We start from the raw sequence: 16,886 nt of genomic DNA, 5'->3' as shown, positions 1-16,886 counted from the left end.
GACCACCCGCGAATCTAATAAACGTTATGAATGTAAAAATAAATGTTTACATTTTAGCCAGTCGATGGCGAAGAAATCAGCGGGACGGAAGGGGAGGACGGAAGACGTGTAATGTTATGCAAATTCGTGCTTTACATCATGCTCAGAGATGTTTATAGTGCGCCTCACTTTGGAAGCGTGGCCGAGCGGTTGAAGGCACCGGTCTTGAAAACCGGCGACCCGAAAGGGTTCTAGAGTTCGAATCTCTACGCTTCCGCCAAATTCGAAAACCCTGCGATAGCAATATCGCAGGGTTTTTTCGTTATTCCAGCCCCAGCGTATACTGCGCGATTTTGAAGTAGATAATCAGCCCGGTCCCGTCGATTAGCGTGGCGATAAACGGTGCGGAGACCACCGCTGGGTCGATTTTGCAGCGTTTCAGTACCATCGGGATCACCGACGAGACGATGGCGCTCCACAGCGTAATGCAGACCAGCGTCAGGCTGACGATGAGCGTGATTTCCATCCCAATGCCCATCATCCAGGCGCGAACGCAGCCCGCCAGACCCAGCGTGGCGGCAATCATTAACGAGGTGCTCATCTCTTTGCGCAGCACGCGACCCACATCGCGAAGGTGGACTTCACCCAGCGCCATGGCGCGCACCAGCGTCGAGGTGATCTGCGTCCCGCTGTTTCCGCCGGTGCCAATCAGCAGCGGAATAAAGAACGCCAGCGCAATGGCGGATTCCAGCGCCTCTTCAAAATGCTGGATCACCGAGCTGGTATACGCTTCCGCGACAAACAGCAGCAGCAGCCAGACAGAGCGTTTCTTCCACAGGCTGAAGGCGCTGGTTTCCAGATAGGGCTTCTCCAGCGGCAGCGTCGCCCCCTGAAGCTGGGCATCTTCAGTAACGTCATCTTCCAGCAGATGGGCGATTTCACGCTCGGTAAGGCAGCCCACCAGCTTGCCGTGGGTCACCACCGGAACTACATCCGCACCCGCGTGCGCCAGCAGCCCGGCGACATCCGCCCGCTCATCTTCCGGTTTGAGCTGAATAAAATCCGATATCATCAACCCCTTAACGGGCTGCACGGTGTCGGTGGCCTGCAACAATTTGCGTACGGCGATCAAACCCGCGAGGCGACCGTTATCTTCGATAAAAATATGCGACGGAATATCATCATCTTTTAATTTTTCAAAGAACTGCTCGCGTGCCAGAGCCACGCATAATGAAATATCAATAACGATAAAATCGGTATTCATATATTGCGCGATGGCGCTGTCGTTAAAAGCCAGGTTTTGGTTATGAATAGCGTAAGACATAGTAAATTCCCTTTGAATAATAAAATCTCTCAGGGGCGAGCAAGACAGGGCATGTCGGAAAGGAGATCCCCACGTCCTGGGTTCAGCACTGTACACCGTATCCCGCTAGGGAAGTTATACTGACAAAGCCTTGATTCGACAGTGCCTGTTTTACCCTGTGCCGGTTCTCTCGAACCCACCAGAGCGATAACGTTTATTTGTACAGGAGCCTCGCCATAACGAGATCGTTGTAAAACGAGAGGGATAATACGCTTATTTAAAACTGCTGCTGAGGAATTTTAATAATGTTGAAGAACGGTTTAAATGAATAGTATTAAACGCATGTTGAGGTTTTATTTAACTGTTTTCTTTTTAAATGGAGAATTCATTTGTTACCGGAGAGAGTAAAATGGCATGGCTGGACACGCTGCTGGATCATTTTGCGCATTATCCGACGCATCTGTTCGCGCTGCTCGTTGTTATGGCGTTGAGTAAATCGACGGTGCTGGTCTCCTCGGTGCTGCCGCCCGCATCGGTCATGCTGATGGCGGGGATCGCCGTCAGCCAGTCGAGTCTGCATCCCGGAATGACGTGGCTGGCGGTGGTGATGGGCGCTACGGCAGGTTCGGTGCTGAATTACCATATCGGCCAGCTGATGGGGCATACCCGGCTGGTGTCACGCCTCACCGCAAAACATGCCGATAAGTTTCTGCGGGTACAGCATCAGCTGCAAAAGCACGGCGTAGTCGCGCTGTTCACGTCGCGTTTCCTGGCGGTGCTGCGTTATATCGTGCCGCTGGCGGCCGGCATGCTCAGGATGAGCGCGATGAAGGTTTACGTCGTTAGCCTGCTGTCAGCCTGCGCATGGGCGGCGCTGTATGTCGGCATCGTCACCGGCATCAGCATCTGAACGTATTCATCAGTTTGAGAAATGCTTCCCGAAAAAACGGTCACCAGTCTGTCACACTCAGCGTAACGATAAAAACGCATGAGGAAAAAGGGATGAGAAAAGCACTACTCGCTGTCGCCGTGGCAGGAACGCTTTCAGTGACGTTTGGGGCGCAGGCACAGGACACGCCGGATGGCTATCAGCTGGAACAGGTGCTCATCATGAGCCGCCACAACCTGCGCGCGCCGCTTGCCAATAACGGCAGCGTGCTGGAGCAGTCCACGCCCAAGCAGTGGCCGGAGTGGGACGTCCCGGGTGGACAGCTCACCACCAAAGGCGGCGTACTGGAAGTGTATATGGGTCACTATATGCGCGAGTGGCTGGCAGAGCAGGGAATGGTGAAGACGGGTGAATGCCCGCCAGCGGATACCGTCTATGCCTACGCCAACAGCCTCCAGCGCACCGTGGCGACCGCGCAGTTCTTTATCACCGGCGCGTTCCCCGGGTGCGATGTTCCTGTGCATCATCAGGAAAAAATGGGCACCATGGACCCCACCTTCAATCCGGTCATTACCGATAACTCCCCTGAGTTTCGCGAGAAAGCGCTGAAAGCGATGGAGACGGAACGGCAGAAAATGCATCTGGATGAAAGCTACAAACTGCTGGAACAGCTGACAAACTACAGCGACTCGCCGTCCTGCAAGGAGAAAAAAGTCTGCTCCCTGACGGAGGCGAAAGATACGTTCAGCGCCGATTATGAAAAAGAACCGGGCGTCTCCGGGCCGCTGAAGGTGGGTAACTCGCTGGTAGATGCTTTCACGCTACAGTATTACGAAGGCTTCCCGACAGACCAGGTGGCCTGGGGGGAAATCAAAACCGATCAGCAGTGGCGCGTGCTGTCGAAGCTGAAAAACGGCTATCAGGACTCGCTGTTTACGTCGACGGAGGTGGCGCAGAACGTGGCTAAACCGCTGGTGAAGTACATTGATAAAGCGCTGGTGACCGACCAGGCAAAAGCGCCAAAAATCACCCTGCTGGTAGGGCACGACTCTAACATCGCCTCGCTGCTGACCGCGCTGGACTTCAGGCCTTATCAGCTGCACGACCAGCAGGAAAGAACCCCGATTGGCGGTAAAATTGTCTTCCAGCGCTGGCATGATAAAAACACTAACCAGGAGCTGATGAAAATTGAGTATGTTTACCAGAGTTCAGATCAGCTGCGTAACGCCAGCGTACTGTCGCTGCAATCCCCTGCGCAGCGCGTGACGCTGGAGCTGAAGGGCTGTCCGGTGGATGGCAACGGCTTCTGTCCTGTCGATAAATTCAATGCGGTGATGGATAACGCGGCGAAATAGAAAATAACCCCCCGCATGGGCGGGGGGAACGTTCAGACGTTTTTACGTTCGATGGTTTGCTCGCCCCAGAACAGCGAGTCTTTGTCGGTTTTTTTGAAGGCGCGAACCAGCACTTCATCGTTGCCTTCTTCCCAAATCTGTTCAGCCAGCTTTTCGTCATAATTGGCGACTTCAAAGATGGCTTCGGCAATCTCCGGAGAGGTATTGCGTAAACTTGCCCATTCGCCCACGTGGTGAGCTTTGGATTCTTGAGTTGGCATACTTGTCCTCCTGTTAGGTTAGCCGTTCAGTTTTTTGGCAAGACCCGCGACGTATTCACCCTGATAGCGGGCGATTGAAAGTTCTTCATTGCTTGGCTGACGTGAACCATCCCCACCGGCAATCGTTGTTGCGCCATAGGGCGTACCACCACGGACCTGGGAGACATCAAACAGTTCCTGCGCGCCGTAGCCAATCGGCACAATGACCATCCCATGATGGGCAAGAGTAGTCCAGGTGGAAGTGATCGTCTGCTCCTGGCCGCCGCCCGTGCCGGTAGAGCTGAACACGCTGGCCAGCTTGCCGTATAACGCGCCGGAGGCCCAGAGCCCGCCCGTCTGGTCGAGGAAGGTGCGCATCTGGCCGGACATATTGCCGAAGCGGGTCGGGGTGCCGAAGATAATGGCATCATAGTCCGCGAGCTCCTGCGGGGTGGCGACCGGGGCGTTTTGTGTTTTCCCCCCGGCTTTGGCGAAGGCTTCCGCCTGCATGGTTTCCGGTACGCGTTTAACCACGACCTCAACGCCGTCTACTCTGTTTGCGCCTTCTGCTACTGCGTGAGCCATGGTTTCAATGTGTCCATACATGGAATAATAGAGCACCAGAACTTTTGCCATTTTGCATCACTCCTCGTTGGTTTTTCTTACAGCGGATCGCTGCGTTCCTTTAAAGATATGACATCACAGCCAGACTGCAAAAATGAACGGCATTTCTTTGATATATAACAATATCTTTTCGTTACGTGCTTTGTAGCAAAATGAAACAACTTTCGCGGCGCGGATTTTTCAAAATATAAGAATGGCTTATGAATGACTTCCTCAATATTTCATACGAAAGGCTGAGATCATGTTGCAGAATATTACCTCTCGCTTGCCGGATAGCCGCATTACACTAAGCTTAGTTTCACGCGGCACAGATAAAGGCACTGTCCTTGAGCCGCGAGGTGAAAGAATCCTCTTTTACTGAATGCAATATGATGTCTAATGTTTCACACTCTGGAGGTTAGAGATGGCAAACCATCGTGGTGGTTCAGGTAATTTCGCTGAAGACCGTGAAAGAGCATCAGAAGCAGGTCGTAAAGGTGGCCAGTCTAGCGGGGGCAACTTTAAAAACGACCCTCAGCGCGCATCAGAGGCTGGTAAAAAAGGGGGTAAAAATAGCCACGGCAGCAACAAGTAGTACGCCGGGTTAACTCTCTGCCGCCGGGTTTCCCGGCGGTTTTTTTATGTCTGCTACATTGAACTGTCATCAAAGGCATCGCACACTACAGGATTGATTCTTCGTGCTGGTGTCCCATGTCCGTTTCCCGTTTTACCTTCTCCATTAAGCCTCAGGAAGCCATCCTGATTTTGATCACCATGTTCTGGGGCGGAACCTTTCTTGCCGTTCAGTACGCGGTCACGATGAGCGATCCGTTTTTCTTTGTAGGGCTGCGTTTTGCAACCGCTGCGGTTGCCGTGGCGCTTATTTCACTGAAAACCCTGCGCGGATTGACCCTGAGAGAGCTTAAAGCGGGTGTCGCCATTGGCGTGGCGATTGCCATGGGTTACAGCCTGCAAACGTGGGGGCTCCAGTCTATCTCCAGCAGTAAATCCGCCTTCATCACCGCCATGTACGTACCGCTGGTGCCGCTGTTGCAGTGGCTGTGCCTCGGCAGAATGCCGGGCCTGATGTCGTGCATTGGCATCGTGCTGGCGTTCATCGGCCTTATTTTATTAGCCGGGCCGGAAAATAATCTGCTGGCGCTGGGGCCGGGGGAGATCATCACTCTGGTGGGGGCCGTCGCCATTGCGGCAGAAATTATTCTGATTAGCGCCTGGGCAGGAAAAGTGGACGTCAAGCGGGTGACGGTGGTGCAGCTTGCCACCGCGTCGCTGGTGGCGTTCGCGACGATGGTGCCGGCAGGGGAGTCCGTCCCGCCGATGTCTACCGGGCTTATCGTCGTGGCGCTGGGGCTGGGCATTTTCAGCGCCATTATCCAGGTTACCATGAACTGGGCGCAGCGCAGCGTATCCCCGACACGGGCGACGGTCATTTACACCGGTGAACCGGTGTGGGCGGGTATTTTCGGGCGACTCGCCGGGGAGCGTCTGCCGCTGCTGGCGCTGGTGGGCGCGGCATTTATTATCGCTGGGGTGCTGGTGAGCGAGTTGAAGTTAAAAAAACGACGTAAGGCGACTGCCGGATTGAGCGCTGAACAAGGGGCAGATAGCTAACAACGCGCACCCTGTCCGTTTAGCCCGGCGGCGCTTCGCTTGCTCGGGCCTACTTGCCAATTGTAGGCCGGGTAAGCGTAGCGTCACCCGGCAAGAATGCGGCACGTATTTCAGGTGGAAGGGGTGATGGCTTTTCCTTGCGGTACATCCCTTTTCCGGCGGCTCAGCAGGGCGTTGAGCAGGATCGCGCCGAAGGTCGCCGTGCCAATCCCGCCTACCGTAAACCCGCCCAGCGTCAGGGCGAAATCACCCGCCCCCAGCACCAGTGTCACCGCCACCATGATCAGGTTACCATTCTGGCTCAGATCAACATGATTCTGCACCCAGATACGTGCCCCCGCGACGGCAATAAGACCAAATACCACAATCGAGGCGCCGCCAATCACGGGTGCCGGGATGGTGTGGATCAATGCGCCGAATTTTGGGGAAAAGCCGAGCAGCATCGCCATCACCGCCGCCGCCACGAAGACCAGCGTCGAGTAGACTTTGGTCACTGCCATCACGCCGATGTTTTCCGCGTAGGTCGTCACGCCGCTGCCGCCGACCGAGCCGGAGAGCATGGTCGCCAGACCGTCTCCCACAAACGCCCGTCCCATATACGGGTCCATATTGCGGCCGGTCATTCCCGCTACGGCTTTCAAATGGCCCAGGTTTTCAGCCACCAGAATCACCGCGACAGGCGCGATGAGCATCATCGCCTGAGCGTTAAAGGTGGGCGAGGTTATGTGCGGCATGCCGAACCAGGCGGCCTGATGAATCAGTGTGAAATCAACCGGTTTGCCGAGGCCGAACACGTTCGCCAGCAGCGCGTAGACCAGACAGGCCGCAATCAGCCCGACCAGGATCAGCAGCCGCTGGATCATGCCGCGCGTAAAGACCGCCACCACGCCGATGCACAGCACCGTAATCACCGCCATCCAGCTTTCAAACGGCGAGCCGGAAACGCTCTTCACCGCAATCGGCGCGAGGTTCAGGCCTATCGCCATCACCACCGCCCCGGTGACGACGGGGGGCATCATCCGCTCGATCCAGCGCGTGCCGACTTTCATCACCACCAGACCGGTTAGGGTATAGACCAGCCCACAGGCGATAATGCCGCCGAGGGCCACGCTCAGGTTGGGATTAATACCCTGACCGTTAAACCCGGTCGCTGCAATGACCACTCCAACGAAGGCGGCGCTGGAGCCCAGATAGCTGGGCACACGCCCGCCGGTGACAAAAAAGAACAGCAGGGTACCCATACCCGACATCAAAATGGCGAGGTTAGGATCCAGCCCCATCAGCATGGGCATCAGCACCGTCGCACCAAACATCGCGACCGCATGCTGCACGCCCATCACCATGGTCTGCCCGAGCGGGAGCCTTTCATCCGGCGCGACCACGCCTTCTTCTGTGGAGGTCGATTTCAACTGCCAGTGGGGAAGTCCGAACATAATCTGTCTCCTGAATGCGGATTAACAGGCGGGTCGCATAAGTGCGTGATAGCCGCGGTCGAACCACACCAGCCCTTGCGGCGCCGGGTGGCGGATAATCGATACAATGTCGCAAAACAGAATGTCGTGGGTGCCGACGCTCACCACCTGGCTGATGCGGCAGTCGAATGAGGCCAGCGCATTTTCCAGACGCGGGCAGCCCGTGTCGCCTGTCTGCCAGCGGGCAGCGGCAAAGCGGTCCGCCATCGGCGTTTTCCCGCCAAACAGGCTGGATAAAGGCTCCTGTCCGGCACTCAGCGTGTTAACGCACAGGGTGCGGTTCTCGCTGAAAATCGGCCAGACCGACGCGCCGCGGTTCAGGCACACCAGCAGGGTAGGCGGGGAATCCGTGACGCTGCATACCGCGCTGGCGGTGAAGCCCGCCAGGCCTGCCGGGCCGTCGGTGGTAATGATATTGACCGCTGCGCCGACGCAGGCCATAGCGTCGCGAAAGGTTTGTTTATCCGGTGTCATCACGTTCGCTCCTTACGCCAGCCCGCAGGCATCGTCAAAGGCCAGACGCGGCAGGCGTCCGTACAGTTTGGTCGTATCGCCATAGCCGATGTTAATCAGCAGATTGCTTTTAAGCAGCGTGCCCGTGAAAAAGGCCGCGTCCACTTTTTCCCGGTCAAAACCCGACATCGGCCCGGTGTCCAGCCCGAGCGCGCGGCAGGCGAAAATCAGGTACGCGGCCTGCATTGAGCTGTTGCGAAAGGCGGTCTCTTCCGCCAGCGCGGGGCTTGCGGTAAACCAGCTTCTGGCATCGCCGTGCGGGAACAGTTCAGGCAGGCGCTCATAAAACTCGCTGTCCCAGGCGACAATCGCCGTGACCGGGGCAGTGAGCGTTTTCTCAAGGTTGCCGCTGGAGAGCGCCGGGCGCAGCTTCTCTTTTCCTTCCGGGCTTCGCACAAACACAATGCGCGCCGGGGAGCAGTTGGCGGACGTCGGCCCCCATTTCATCAGGTCATAAATCTCGCGCAGCGTCTCGTCACTGACCGGTATATCCAGCCAGCCGTTATGGGTACGTGCGCCGGTAAACAGCGTTTCCAGCGCGGCGGGCGTGATGGCTTCGCTCATTCAAGCTCCTTACAAAGCGGGTTCTGGGCTGTGCAGCAGGCTGGCAAGCCCGTTCAGCAGCAGAGTGTTAAAGATGTCCGGCACGGTCACATTGCAGGCATGCCCGCCCTGGCGCATGACCGTTTTGCGGGCGTGCGGGAGAGCGGCGTGCAGTTCAGCGGAGCAGACGGACGGCACCAGCAGATCGTCGGTGGAACAGATAATCTGTACGGGGCAGCTAACGCGTGCAGCATGGCGGCTGAAATCGGCCTGTTTCAGGGCATGCAGCCTGCGCAGCAGATTGGCTTTGCCCTGAAAATGGGCCAGCGCCAGCGCGTCCTCGGCCTCCAGCCGCGGGGCGCGGGCGGCCATCCAGTCTGCCGGGTAGAGGAACAAGGGCTGTGCCTCTACCCACGCCTGCGCGCCGCCCGCATGCAGCAGACGTTCGCGAACGTCAAAACAGCGTCGGGTATGGGCATTGAGCGTCAGCCAGCCGTTGACGCAGACCAGCGCGGTAAGGGCGTCGGGCTTATCGATGGCCAGCCGCAGGCCCACCAGCGCCCCCAGCGCGTGGCCTACCACGCAGTAACGGGCGATCCCGGCCCCGGCTAACGCCAGTGCGAGCTCGTCGGCCATGTGTGCGAGGGTGTAGTCTTCCGGCAGGGTATCCGGGTTATTCCCCGTGCCCCGCTGGTCGTAGCACACCACCTGATACTCCTGCCCCAGCACGGCGAGCTGAGGCAGCCAGTAGCTCCCGCTGCCGCCGAGCCCGGCAATCAGTACCACCACGGGCGCGCCCGCAAAGGGGGGCGGGGAAATGGACAGTTTCATGGCGGCCTCACTTCGCGATGTGCGCAACGGTGGCAATTTCAACCAGCGCGTCCGGCTTTACCAGCCCGCACTGGATGCAAAACCGCGCCGGTTTATCGCCCGGGAAAAACTCCGCGTAGATTTCGTTAATCGCGGCGTAGTTTTTCCAGTCGGTGATAAAGATGCTGTTGAAGGTCACGTCCTCCATCGTGCCACCCGCCGTTTCGATCACGGTTTTGATCGTCTCCAGCACGTGGCGGGTTTGCGCCTTTGGGTCGTTGATAAACACCACGTTGTTGTCTTTATCAAACGGCAGCGTGCCCGAGACATACACCACGCCGTCGGCGAGGGTGCCGGGAACGAAGGGGGCAATCGGGGTGCTGGTGCCCGGCGGAATAATCACGGATTTCGGCATAGCGGTTCTCCTCAGGCGATGCGGGCGAGCGGGGGATCCAGCGCGTCGCAGAAATCATTGACGTTACTGACCCAGCCAAAAAAGGTTTCGATATTGAACAGGGCGGCTTTCTGGGCAAAATCCGGCCCGGCCTGATGGGTAGCGTCTTCCAGCACCACGCCAAAATACTCGAGGAAAAAGCCGTCGCGCAGGGTCGACTCCACGCAGACGTTGGTGGCAATGCCCGTAAAGACCAGATGACGAATGCCCCGGCTGCGCAGCAGGCTGTCGAGCGGGGTATTGAAAAAGCCGCTGTAGCGCGGTTTCGGCAGTACGATATCGATGGCTTCCGGTACCAGCTCATCCACCAGCTGATAATCCCAGCCGCCTTTCGCCAGCAGCGTGCCCTGGAGTTCGGGCCGTTGGCGCATGGTTTTCAGGGCGTTGGATTTGTGAAAGTTGGGGGAGCCGGGACCGCCAGCCTCGACGTACTGGTCGTCCCAGCCGTTCTGGAACCAGACGATGAGCATGCCCGCAGCGCGCGCAGCGTGCACGGCGGTTTTGATGTTCTCAATCACCGGCTGCGTGGTGGAGACGTCAAACCCGGCCAGATCCAGATACCCGCCTTTACTGGCATAGGCGTTTTGCATATCCACCACGATCAGCGCGCTGCGCTGCGCGTCAAAGGTAATGGCTTCCGGGCGAGCGTTGAGGGTCGTCATTACGCCACCTCCTTCGTCACGGCAGGGATGTGGGCGCGGCACTGCATCAGCGGCTGAATGCGCTCGCCGAAGGTTTCCACGCCGGTGAGAAAATCATCGAAGGTCAGCAGCACGCCTTCGGCGCCGGGCACGGCAGCCACTTCGTCGAGCATTCTGGCGACGCTGGCATACGAGCCAACCAGGGTGCCCATGTTGATATTGACGGCAGACGTCGGGTCGGCCATCTGGCGAACGTTGGTGTCCGCGCCGGAGCGGGTATCCTTCTGGCTCTGCTCGGTAAGCCAGCTCAGCGCTTCGTCATCCGCGCCGTCCTTGTATCGTTCCCATTTGGCGCGCGCGGCGTCGTCGGTTTCGTCGGCAATCACCATAAACAGCACGTAGGAGCCCACGTCGCGCCCGGTTTTGTCGGCGGCCGCTTTCATGCGTGCCGCGGTGGGCGCGAAGGCGGCCGGGGTGTTAACGCCTTTGCCGAAGCAGAAGTTGAAGTCGGCGTATTTCGCCGAGAATTCCATTCCCGCGTCGCTCTGTCCGGCGCATATCACCTTCATCGGCACCGACGGCTGCGGGCTGACGCGGCAGTCGTTCATGGTAAAGAAGTCGCCTTTGAAATCGCTTTTGCCGGTGCCCCATAGATCGCGCAGCACCTGCACATATTCAGTCAGGTAGTCGTAACGACGGGAGAAGTAATCGTCCCCCGGCCAGATCCCCATCTGCTCGTACTCCGGCTTTTGCCAGCCGGTGACCAGGTTAACGCCAAAGCGCCCGCCGGAGATGGAGTCGATGGTGGAGGCCATCCGCGCCACGATTGCCGGGGGAAGGGTAAGGGTGGCGGCGGTGGCGTAAATCTGGATGCGCGAGGTTACCGCCGCCAGGCCCGCCATCAGGGTGAAAGACTCCAGGTTGTGGTCCCAGAATTCGGTCTTACCGCCGAAACCGCGCAGCTTGATCATCGAGAGCGCAAAGTCGAAGTGGTAGTGCTCCGCTTTCTGCACGATGGCTTTATTCAGCTCAAAGGTCGGCATGTATTGCGGGGCAGTGGTCGAGATAAGCCAGCCGTTGTTGCCGATCGGTACAAATACGCCAATTTTCATCACGAACCTCTCTTCATTACATCGCAGGTGTCACGATGTTTTTGCAAAGGCAGTGCCAGTTTTGAAAATCACTTTGTTATTAGGGTGTTAAATGATGGTTGTTGAAATTAACAGCGAAAATGTGGACTAGATGGTCAAAATCATTGCACAGAAAACAGGCACTCATGCGCGCTGAGGGTGCAGAAGGTCGTGGCGAGACGGGGGTTTTGCTATGCTGAGCGCAGGACAGAAAATGGAGAGCGAAAATGACACAAGGCGCAGTGAAAACACCAGGTAAACGTTCGCAGGCGGTGAGCGCCAAGAAACAGGCGATCCTCAGCGCTGCGCTGGAGACATTTTCGCAGTTTGGTATTCACGGTACGCGCCTTGAGCAGGTGGCGGAGCAGGCCGGGGTGTCCAAAACCAATCTGCTCTACTACTACCCGTCAAAAGAGGCGCTCTATATCGCGGTGATGCAGCAGATCCTCGATATCTGGCTGGCACCTCTCAAGGCATTTCGCGAAGAGCTGGCCCCGCTGGTGGCGATAGAGGAGTACATACGCCTGAAGCTGGAGGTATCGCGTGATTACCCGCAGGCATCAAGGCTGTTCTGCCTGGAGATGTTGCAGGGCGCGCCGCTGTTGCAGGCGGAGCTGACGGGAGATCTAAAGCAGCTGGTGGACGATAAATCGGCCATTATTGCCGGATGGGTCGCCAGCGGAAAACTGGCGCCCGTCGACCCGCAGCATCTGATCTTTATGATCTGGGCCGCTACCCAGCATTACGCTGACTTCGCGGCCCAGGTCGAGGCGGTGACCGGTAAAACGCTCCAGGACGAGGCGTTTTTCCAGAGCACCCTGGAAAACGTACAGCGGATGATTATCGAAGGGATCCGCGTGCGCTAGTTTCCCGGTGGAAGAGGGCAGCTTAAGTCGCCCTCTTCACACTGCATCAGCGTGGCCAGAAACGCTTCGCGCTCCGCGGTTTTCTCCGTCAGGCACTGGTTGATAATCATCGGCTGAATAGTGCCACCTTCGGTTCCTGAACCCATCAATTTACAGTCTGCGTCACGCAGGGCGATCCACGCCTGCTGCGCCTTTTTCAGCAGGTCGCGCTGAGGGGCTGCCGCGCGTTTGATGGCGGCCTGGTACGTCTGGTTGAGCTTTTTATCCGCAGCCTGGTACTGCTCTGCCGCACAGGCACTGAGTTCTGTCTGGGTGGTCGCTTTGTCGCACTCGTCGGCCAGCGCGCCGGCGCTGAGCAGCAGTGCTGCGCCTGCGATAAGATATCGTTTCATACACTCCCCAATAAAATAAGGCTCCGTCTCCGGAGCCTTATTAGCACAGCGTTAGCCGATTGTCATCAGGCTGGCGTTACCCCCCGCCGCCGCGGTGTTAACGCTGAGCGAACGCTCAACGTACAGGCGCTCCAGCAGCAGGTTGGTCTCCCCGCGGGCGAAGCCCTGCACCGAGACAATCGCGCCGCTGCGGGCCGCCACCTGCTCGCACAGTTCGCGCAGCTGGTCGGAATCACCGTGGTAGATCACCGCGTCAAACGGCTGGGTCAGCAGGGCATCGGCCTTCGCAAAGCGAATGCGGGCCGAGACCGCTTTTGGCAACTGTTTGGCGAGGTCGCGATGCAGCGCATCTTCCGGCCACAGCACCTCACAGCCCGTTGCCGTCGCGGCAGCCAGCTGCACCAGCGCGTCCTGCTCGTTATCCGCCACGCACAGCACGCGCTCGCGCGGCATCAGCGTCCAGGTGTTGCGCTCGCCGGTAGGGCCCGGCAGCAGACGCTGCGTACCGGCCTGCGCCAGCTCGCCGTACTGTTGTGCAATCGCATGCAGCTCGGGACGATTTTCTGCCCACTTAATCAGCGCGTCCAGCGGCTGGGTCAGCACGGCTTTCACCTGCGTATCTACCGGATAGTGTGCGTCCTGACGCGCCAGCGTCACGCCCAGCGCATTTTCCGGGCGGTTTGCCAGCAGACGGTACAGGTAGAGCGGGCCGCCCGCTTTCGGACCGGTGCCGGAGAGGCCTTCACCGCCGAACGGCTGCACGCCCACGACCGCGCCAACCATGTTGCGGTTAACGTACAGGTTGCCGACTTTGGCATTGCCGGTCACCTGGGCAATGGTTTCGTCGATACGGGTATGCACGCCAAGCGTCAGGCCATAGCCGGAGGCGTTGATCTGATCGATCAGCTCGTTGAGGTTGTTACGGTTGTAGCGCACCACGTGCAGTACCGGGCCGAAGACCTCTTTTTTCAGCTCGTCGAAGCTTGCCAGCTCAATCAGCGTTGGCGGCACGAAGGTGCCGGTCTGCCACTCGCGGGCATCTTCGCTGTTCTCGCGCACCGCCTGGAACACCGGACGGCCTTTTGCACGCATGGTCTGAATGTGGTTTTCAATGTTGGCTTTGGCTTCCGCGTCGATCACCGGCCCGATGTCGGTGGTGAGACGGCCCGGGTTGCCCATGCGGCATTCCGCCATCGCACCGCGCAGCATCTTCAGCGTGTGGTCAGCCACGTCATCCTGTAAGCACAGTACGCGCAGGGCGGAACAGCGTTGGCCCGCGCTGTCGAAGGCAGAAGCCAGCACGTCAACGACGACCTGCTCGGTGAGCGCGGAGGAGTCCACGATCATGGCGTTCATGCCGCCGGTTTCAGCGATCAGCGGCGTTGGACGGCCCTGCGCATCCAGACGGGTGGCGATGTTGCGTTGCAGCAGGGAGGCCACTTCGGTAGAACCGGTAAACATCACGCCGCGTACGCGGTTATCGGAGGTCAGTTTGGCCCCGACCGTTTCACCGCGCCCTGGCAGCAGCTGCACCACGCCCGCCGGTACGCCCGCTTCCAGCAGAATGTTAATGCCCTGGGCGGCAATCAGCGGGGTCTGCTCTGCCGGTTTCGCCAGCACGCTGTTGCCTGCGGCCAGCGCCGCGGCAATCTGGCCGGTGAAGATCGCCAGCGGGAAGTTCCACGGGCTGATACACACCACCGGGCCGAGCGGACGGTGGGTTTCGTTGTCGAAATCATCGCGCACCTGACCGGCGTAGTAGTGCAGGAAGTCTACCGCCTCGCGCACTTCGGCGATGGCGTTGCTGAAGGTTTTACCCGCTTCACGCACCAGAATGCCGATCAGCTGCTGCATCTGATCTTCCATCAGCACCGCCGCGCGTTCCAGAATGGCGGCACGCTCCTGCGGCGGGGTGGCAAACCAGATTGGCGCGTTGTTCACCGCGCTCTCCAGGGCCTGCTCCACTTCCGCTTCCGTGGCTTCGCGCACGTAGCCGACGATATCCTTCGGCTCTGCCGGGTTGATCACCGGCTGCATTTCACCGTCCTCAACGGACTGCTCAAGGATCGGCCTGGCCTGCCACTTCTGCAATGCGCTGTTTAGCAGGGCAGAAGAGAGCGACGCCAGACGGTGTTCGTTGGCGAGATCCAGACCCGCCGAGTTGACGCGACCTGCACCATACAGCTCGCGCGGCAGGGCAATCTTCGGATGCGGCAGACCAATCTGGCCTTCCTGCGCCGCCATCTTCTCAACGGCCTGTACCGGATCGGCCACCAGTTCGTCCAGCGGCAGGGTGGTATCGGCGATGCGGTTAACGAAGGAGGTGTTCGCCCCGTTCTCCAGCAGACGACGCACCAGGTAGGCCAGCAGGGTTTCGTGGGTACCTACCGGGGCATAGATTCGGCACGGACGGTTCAGCTTGCCGTCGGCCACTTTACCGGTCACCTGCTCGTACAGCGGTTCGCCCATGCCGTGCAGGCACTGGAACTCGTACTGGCCCGGATAGTAGTTCTGACCCGCCAGGCTGTAGATCGCCGCCAGGGTGTGGGCGTTGTGGGTGGCGAACTGAGGATAAATCAGGTTCGGCACGCCGAGCAGTTTTTTCGCGCAGGCGAGGTAAGAGACGTCGGTATAGACCTTGCGGGTATAGACCGGATAACCTTCCAGACCTTCCATCTGGGCGCGTTTGATTTCGCTGTCCCAGTAGGCGCCCTTCACCAGACGGATCATCAGGCGGCGACGGCTGCGGCTGGCCAGGTCAATCAGGTAGTCAATGACGAACGGGCAGCGTTTCTGGTAGGCCTGGATAACGAAACCAATCCCGTTCCAGCCCGCCAGCTCCGGCTCGAAGCACAGTTTTTCCAGCAGATCGAGGGAGATCTCCAGACGGTCCGCCTCTTCGGCGTCGATGTTAATGCCGATATCATACTGGCGCGCCAGCAGGGTCAGGGACTTCAGGCGCGGGTAGAGCTCTTCCATCACCCGGTCGTACTGCGCGCGGCTGTAGCGCGGGTGCAGGGCGGAAAGCTTAATGGAGATGCCCGGGCCTTCATAAATACCGCGACCGTTGGACGCTTTACCGATGGCGTGGATCGCCTGCTGGTAAGATACCATGTAGGCCTGCGCGTCGGCGGCGGTCAGCGCCGCTTCACCCAGCATGTCGTAGGAGTAGCGGAAGCCTTTATCTTCCAGCTTGCGGGCGTTCGCCAGCGCTTCGGCAATGGTTTCCCCGGTGACGAACTGCTCGCCCATCAGGCGCATCGCCATGTCCACGCCCTTGCGGATCAGCGGCTCGCCGCTCTTGCCGATGATGCGGTTCAGAGAGCGCGACAGGTTGGCTTCGTTATGGGTGGAGACCAGCTTGCCGGTAAACAGCAGGCCCCAGGTGGCGGCGTTAACGAACAGCGACGGACTGCGGCCAATGTGGGAGTGCCAGTTGCCGTTGCTGATTTTGTCGCGGATCAGGGCATCGCGGGTGGCTTTATCCGGAATACGCAGCAGCGCTTCCGCCAGACACATCAGCGCCACGCCTTCCTGCGAGGAGAGGGAGAACTCCTGCAACAGACCCTGCACCATACCAGCGCGTCCGCTGGCGGTTTTCTGATTACGCAGCTTGTCGGCGAGCTGATACGCCAGGCTGTGCGCCTGAGCGGCAACGGCTTCCGGCAGGCGCGCCTGCTCCAGCAGCATCGGCACGGCGTCGGTTTCGGCACGGCGGTAGGCGCCGGTAATGGCGGCGCGGCTGACGGACTGCGGCAGGATCTGCTCGGCAAATTCGAGGAACGGCTGGTGGTTCTCCTCAACGGCCGTCGCGGCTTCTTCGCTTTCGTTCGCTGCGCCCGCCAGCAGGGCAGGCAGCTCCGGCAGACCTTCTTCACTCTCCAGTCTTTCCAGATAGTTAAAAATCGCCTGCTTGATTAACCAGTGCGGTGTGCGGTCGATGCGGGTCGCAGCGGTTTTAATCCGTTCGCGGGTAGCGTCATCCAGCTTAACCCCCATGGTGGTCATCCCCATGCCAAAACTCCTGTTGTTCTGTAATAGCGTTCTGTTGATAGCGTGAAATAT

Annotated in this window: 17 protein-coding genes, 1 tRNA gene and 1 riboswitch; of the genes, 6 read left to right on the top strand and 12 right to left on the bottom strand. The window is 58.8% G+C overall.

What is annotated here, in order from left to right:
- Positions 1-171 precede the first annotated feature (171 nt).
- Positions 172-259, top strand: a tRNA-Ser gene (locus ACOTX4_RS11350).
- Between the two features lie 42 nt (positions 260-301).
- Here ACOTX4_RS11350 and ACOTX4_RS11345 read toward each other — a convergent pair.
- On the bottom strand, positions 302-1,303 hold the full coding sequence (locus tag ACOTX4_RS11345; RefSeq protein ID WP_003858115.1) for a magnesium transporter: 1,002 nt from the start codon (positions 1,301-1,303) through the stop codon (positions 302-304).
- A 60-nt stretch (positions 1,304-1,363) separates the two neighbouring features.
- Positions 1,364-1,533, bottom strand: a riboswitch (M-box (ykoK) riboswitch).
- A 158-nt stretch (positions 1,534-1,691) separates the two neighbouring features.
- On the opposite strand from ACOTX4_RS11345, the gene ACOTX4_RS11340 reads away from it, so the two are divergent.
- Both ACOTX4_RS11340 and agp read left to right on the top strand, forming a co-directional pair.
- On the top strand, positions 1,692-2,192 hold the full coding sequence (locus ACOTX4_RS11340; protein WP_023315778.1) for a DedA family protein: 501 nt from the start codon (positions 1,692-1,694) through the stop codon (positions 2,190-2,192).
- Between the two features lie 92 nt (positions 2,193-2,284).
- Positions 2,285-3,526, top strand: a complete 1,242-nt coding sequence (agp, locus tag ACOTX4_RS11335) for a bifunctional glucose-1-phosphatase/inositol phosphatase (protein ID WP_045331451.1) — start codon at positions 2,285-2,287, stop codon at positions 3,524-3,526.
- 32 nt (positions 3,527-3,558) lie between these two features.
- Here agp and ACOTX4_RS11330 read toward each other — a convergent pair whose 3' ends face one another.
- Positions 3,559-3,786: a YccJ family protein gene (locus tag ACOTX4_RS11330; protein ID WP_003858110.1), complete on the bottom strand. Its 228-nt coding sequence runs from the start codon at positions 3,784-3,786 to the stop codon at positions 3,559-3,561.
- 18 nt (positions 3,787-3,804) lie between these two features.
- Positions 3,805-4,401, bottom strand: a complete 597-nt coding sequence (wrbA, locus tag ACOTX4_RS11325) for an NAD(P)H:quinone oxidoreductase (protein WP_006809323.1) — start codon at positions 4,399-4,401, stop codon at positions 3,805-3,807.
- A 391-nt stretch (positions 4,402-4,792) separates the two neighbouring features.
- Between wrbA and ACOTX4_RS11320 the strand changes: the two genes are divergently transcribed.
- On the top strand, positions 4,793-4,963 hold the full coding sequence (locus ACOTX4_RS11320; protein ID WP_001273664.1) for a general stress protein: 171 nt from the start codon (positions 4,793-4,795) through the stop codon (positions 4,961-4,963).
- Between the two features lie 116 nt (positions 4,964-5,079).
- Entirely contained in the window at positions 5,080-6,000 is a 921-nt protein-coding gene (locus ACOTX4_RS11315) for a DMT family transporter (protein ID WP_003858106.1), read from the top strand.
- A 110-nt stretch (positions 6,001-6,110) separates the two neighbouring features.
- On the opposite strand, the gene rutG is transcribed toward ACOTX4_RS11315, so the two are convergent.
- The 7 genes from rutG to rutA are packed head-to-tail and all read right to left on the bottom strand — an operon-like array spanning position 6,111 to position 11,545.
- Positions 6,111-7,433, bottom strand: coding sequence for a pyrimidine utilization transport protein G (rutG, locus tag ACOTX4_RS11310; protein ID WP_023324427.1), 1,323 nt, complete (start codon positions 7,431-7,433; stop codon positions 6,111-6,113).
- Between the two features lie 21 nt (positions 7,434-7,454).
- Positions 7,455-7,946, bottom strand: a complete 492-nt coding sequence (gene rutF / locus ACOTX4_RS11305; RefSeq protein ID WP_045331447.1) for an NADH-dependent FMN reductase RutF — start codon at positions 7,944-7,946, stop codon at positions 7,455-7,457.
- A 12-nt stretch (positions 7,947-7,958) separates the two neighbouring features.
- Positions 7,959-8,549, bottom strand: a complete 591-nt coding sequence (locus ACOTX4_RS11300; protein ID WP_032104810.1) for a malonic semialdehyde reductase — start codon at positions 8,547-8,549, stop codon at positions 7,959-7,961.
- 9 nt (positions 8,550-8,558) lie between these two features.
- Positions 8,559-9,359, bottom strand: coding sequence for a pyrimidine utilization protein D (rutD, locus tag ACOTX4_RS11295; RefSeq protein ID WP_045331444.1), 801 nt, complete (start codon positions 9,357-9,359; stop codon positions 8,559-8,561).
- Between the two features lie 7 nt (positions 9,360-9,366).
- Positions 9,367-9,753, bottom strand: coding sequence for a pyrimidine utilization protein C (rutC, locus tag ACOTX4_RS11290; RefSeq protein WP_008499822.1), 387 nt, complete (start codon positions 9,751-9,753; stop codon positions 9,367-9,369).
- 11 nt (positions 9,754-9,764) lie between these two features.
- The gene (gene rutB, locus ACOTX4_RS11285) at positions 9,765-10,454 is read right to left on the bottom strand and encodes a pyrimidine utilization protein B (RefSeq protein ID WP_045331441.1); all 690 of its coding nucleotides are present in this window, start codon (positions 10,452-10,454) and stop codon (positions 9,765-9,767) included.
- On the bottom strand, positions 10,454-11,545 hold the full coding sequence (gene rutA / locus ACOTX4_RS11280; protein WP_003858092.1) for a pyrimidine utilization protein A: 1,092 nt from the start codon (positions 11,543-11,545) through the stop codon (positions 10,454-10,456). The genes rutB and rutA overlap by 1 nt, the downstream gene beginning before the upstream one ends.
- Before the next feature lie 245 nt (positions 11,546-11,790).
- Here rutA and rutR point away from each other — a divergent pair, with 245 nt between their 5' ends.
- Entirely contained in the window at positions 11,791-12,429 is a 639-nt protein-coding gene (gene rutR, locus ACOTX4_RS11275) for an HTH-type transcriptional regulator RutR (protein ID WP_045331439.1), read from the top strand.
- On the opposite strand, the gene ACOTX4_RS11270 is transcribed toward rutR, so the two are convergent.
- Positions 12,426-12,821 (bottom strand): lysozyme inhibitor LprI family protein, encoded by a 396-nt coding sequence (locus tag ACOTX4_RS11270; protein WP_045331437.1) that lies wholly within the window; start codon positions 12,819-12,821, stop codon positions 12,426-12,428. The genes rutR and ACOTX4_RS11270 overlap by 4 nt on opposite strands.
- A gap of 51 nt (positions 12,822-12,872) precedes the next feature.
- The gene (gene putA / locus ACOTX4_RS11265; protein ID WP_045331434.1) at positions 12,873-16,835 is read right to left on the bottom strand and encodes a trifunctional transcriptional regulator/proline dehydrogenase/L-glutamate gamma-semialdehyde dehydrogenase; all 3,963 of its coding nucleotides are present in this window, start codon (positions 16,833-16,835) and stop codon (positions 12,873-12,875) included.
- Between the last annotated feature and the right edge of the window lie 51 nt (positions 16,836-16,886).

The organism is Enterobacter cloacae complex sp. IR5459 (assembly GCF_049238005.1).
In the GTDB taxonomy this organism is placed as follows: domain Bacteria; phylum Pseudomonadota; class Gammaproteobacteria; order Enterobacterales; family Enterobacteriaceae; genus Enterobacter; species Enterobacter hormaechei_C.
The sequence above is the reverse complement of the archived record's forward strand: the minus strand, read 5'-3'. Positions and strand labels throughout refer to the sequence as shown.

What these genes read in the sequence shown, in the direction of transcription:
- ACOTX4_RS11345 (WP_003858115.1), bottom strand. Translation starts at nt 1,303, where the DNA reads ATGTCTTACGCTATTCATAACCAAAACCTGGCTTTTAACGACAGCGCC.
- ACOTX4_RS11340 (WP_023315778.1), top strand. Translation starts at nt 1,692, where the DNA reads ATGGCATGGCTGGACACGCTGCTGGATCATTTTGCGCATTATCCGACG.
- agp (WP_045331451.1), top strand. Translation starts at nt 2,285, where the DNA reads ATGAGAAAAGCACTACTCGCTGTCGCCGTGGCAGGAACGCTTTCAGTG.
- ACOTX4_RS11330 (WP_003858110.1), bottom strand. Translation starts at nt 3,786, where the DNA reads ATGCCAACTCAAGAATCCAAAGCTCACCACGTGGGCGAATGGGCAAGT.
- wrbA (WP_006809323.1), bottom strand. Translation starts at nt 4,401, where the DNA reads ATGGCAAAAGTTCTGGTGCTCTATTATTCCATGTATGGACACATTGAA.
- ACOTX4_RS11320 (WP_001273664.1), top strand. Translation starts at nt 4,793, where the DNA reads ATGGCAAACCATCGTGGTGGTTCAGGTAATTTCGCTGAAGACCGTGAA.
- ACOTX4_RS11315 (WP_003858106.1), top strand. Translation starts at nt 5,080, where the DNA reads ATGTCCGTTTCCCGTTTTACCTTCTCCATTAAGCCTCAGGAAGCCATC.
- rutG (WP_023324427.1), bottom strand. Translation starts at nt 7,433, where the DNA reads ATGTTCGGACTTCCCCACTGGCAGTTGAAATCGACCTCCACAGAAGAA.
- rutF (WP_045331447.1), bottom strand. Translation starts at nt 7,946, where the DNA reads ATGACACCGGATAAACAAACCTTTCGCGACGCTATGGCCTGCGTCGGC.
- ACOTX4_RS11300 (WP_032104810.1), bottom strand. Translation starts at nt 8,549, where the DNA reads ATGAGCGAAGCCATCACGCCCGCCGCGCTGGAAACGCTGTTTACCGGC.
- rutD (WP_045331444.1), bottom strand. Translation starts at nt 9,359, where the DNA reads ATGAAACTGTCCATTTCCCCGCCCCCCTTTGCGGGCGCGCCCGTGGTG.
- rutC (WP_008499822.1), bottom strand. Translation starts at nt 9,753, where the DNA reads ATGCCGAAATCCGTGATTATTCCGCCGGGCACCAGCACCCCGATTGCC.
- rutB (WP_045331441.1), bottom strand. Translation starts at nt 10,454, where the DNA reads ATGACGACCCTCAACGCTCGCCCGGAAGCCATTACCTTTGACGCGCAG.
- rutA (WP_003858092.1), bottom strand. Translation starts at nt 11,545, where the DNA reads ATGAAAATTGGCGTATTTGTACCGATCGGCAACAACGGCTGGCTTATC.
- rutR (WP_045331439.1), top strand. Translation starts at nt 11,791, where the DNA reads ATGACACAAGGCGCAGTGAAAACACCAGGTAAACGTTCGCAGGCGGTG.
- ACOTX4_RS11270 (WP_045331437.1), bottom strand. Translation starts at nt 12,821, where the DNA reads ATGAAACGATATCTTATCGCAGGCGCAGCACTGCTGCTCAGCGCCGGC.
- putA (WP_045331434.1), bottom strand. Translation starts at nt 16,835, where the DNA reads ATGGGGATGACCACCATGGGGGTTAAGCTGGATGACGCTACCCGCGAA.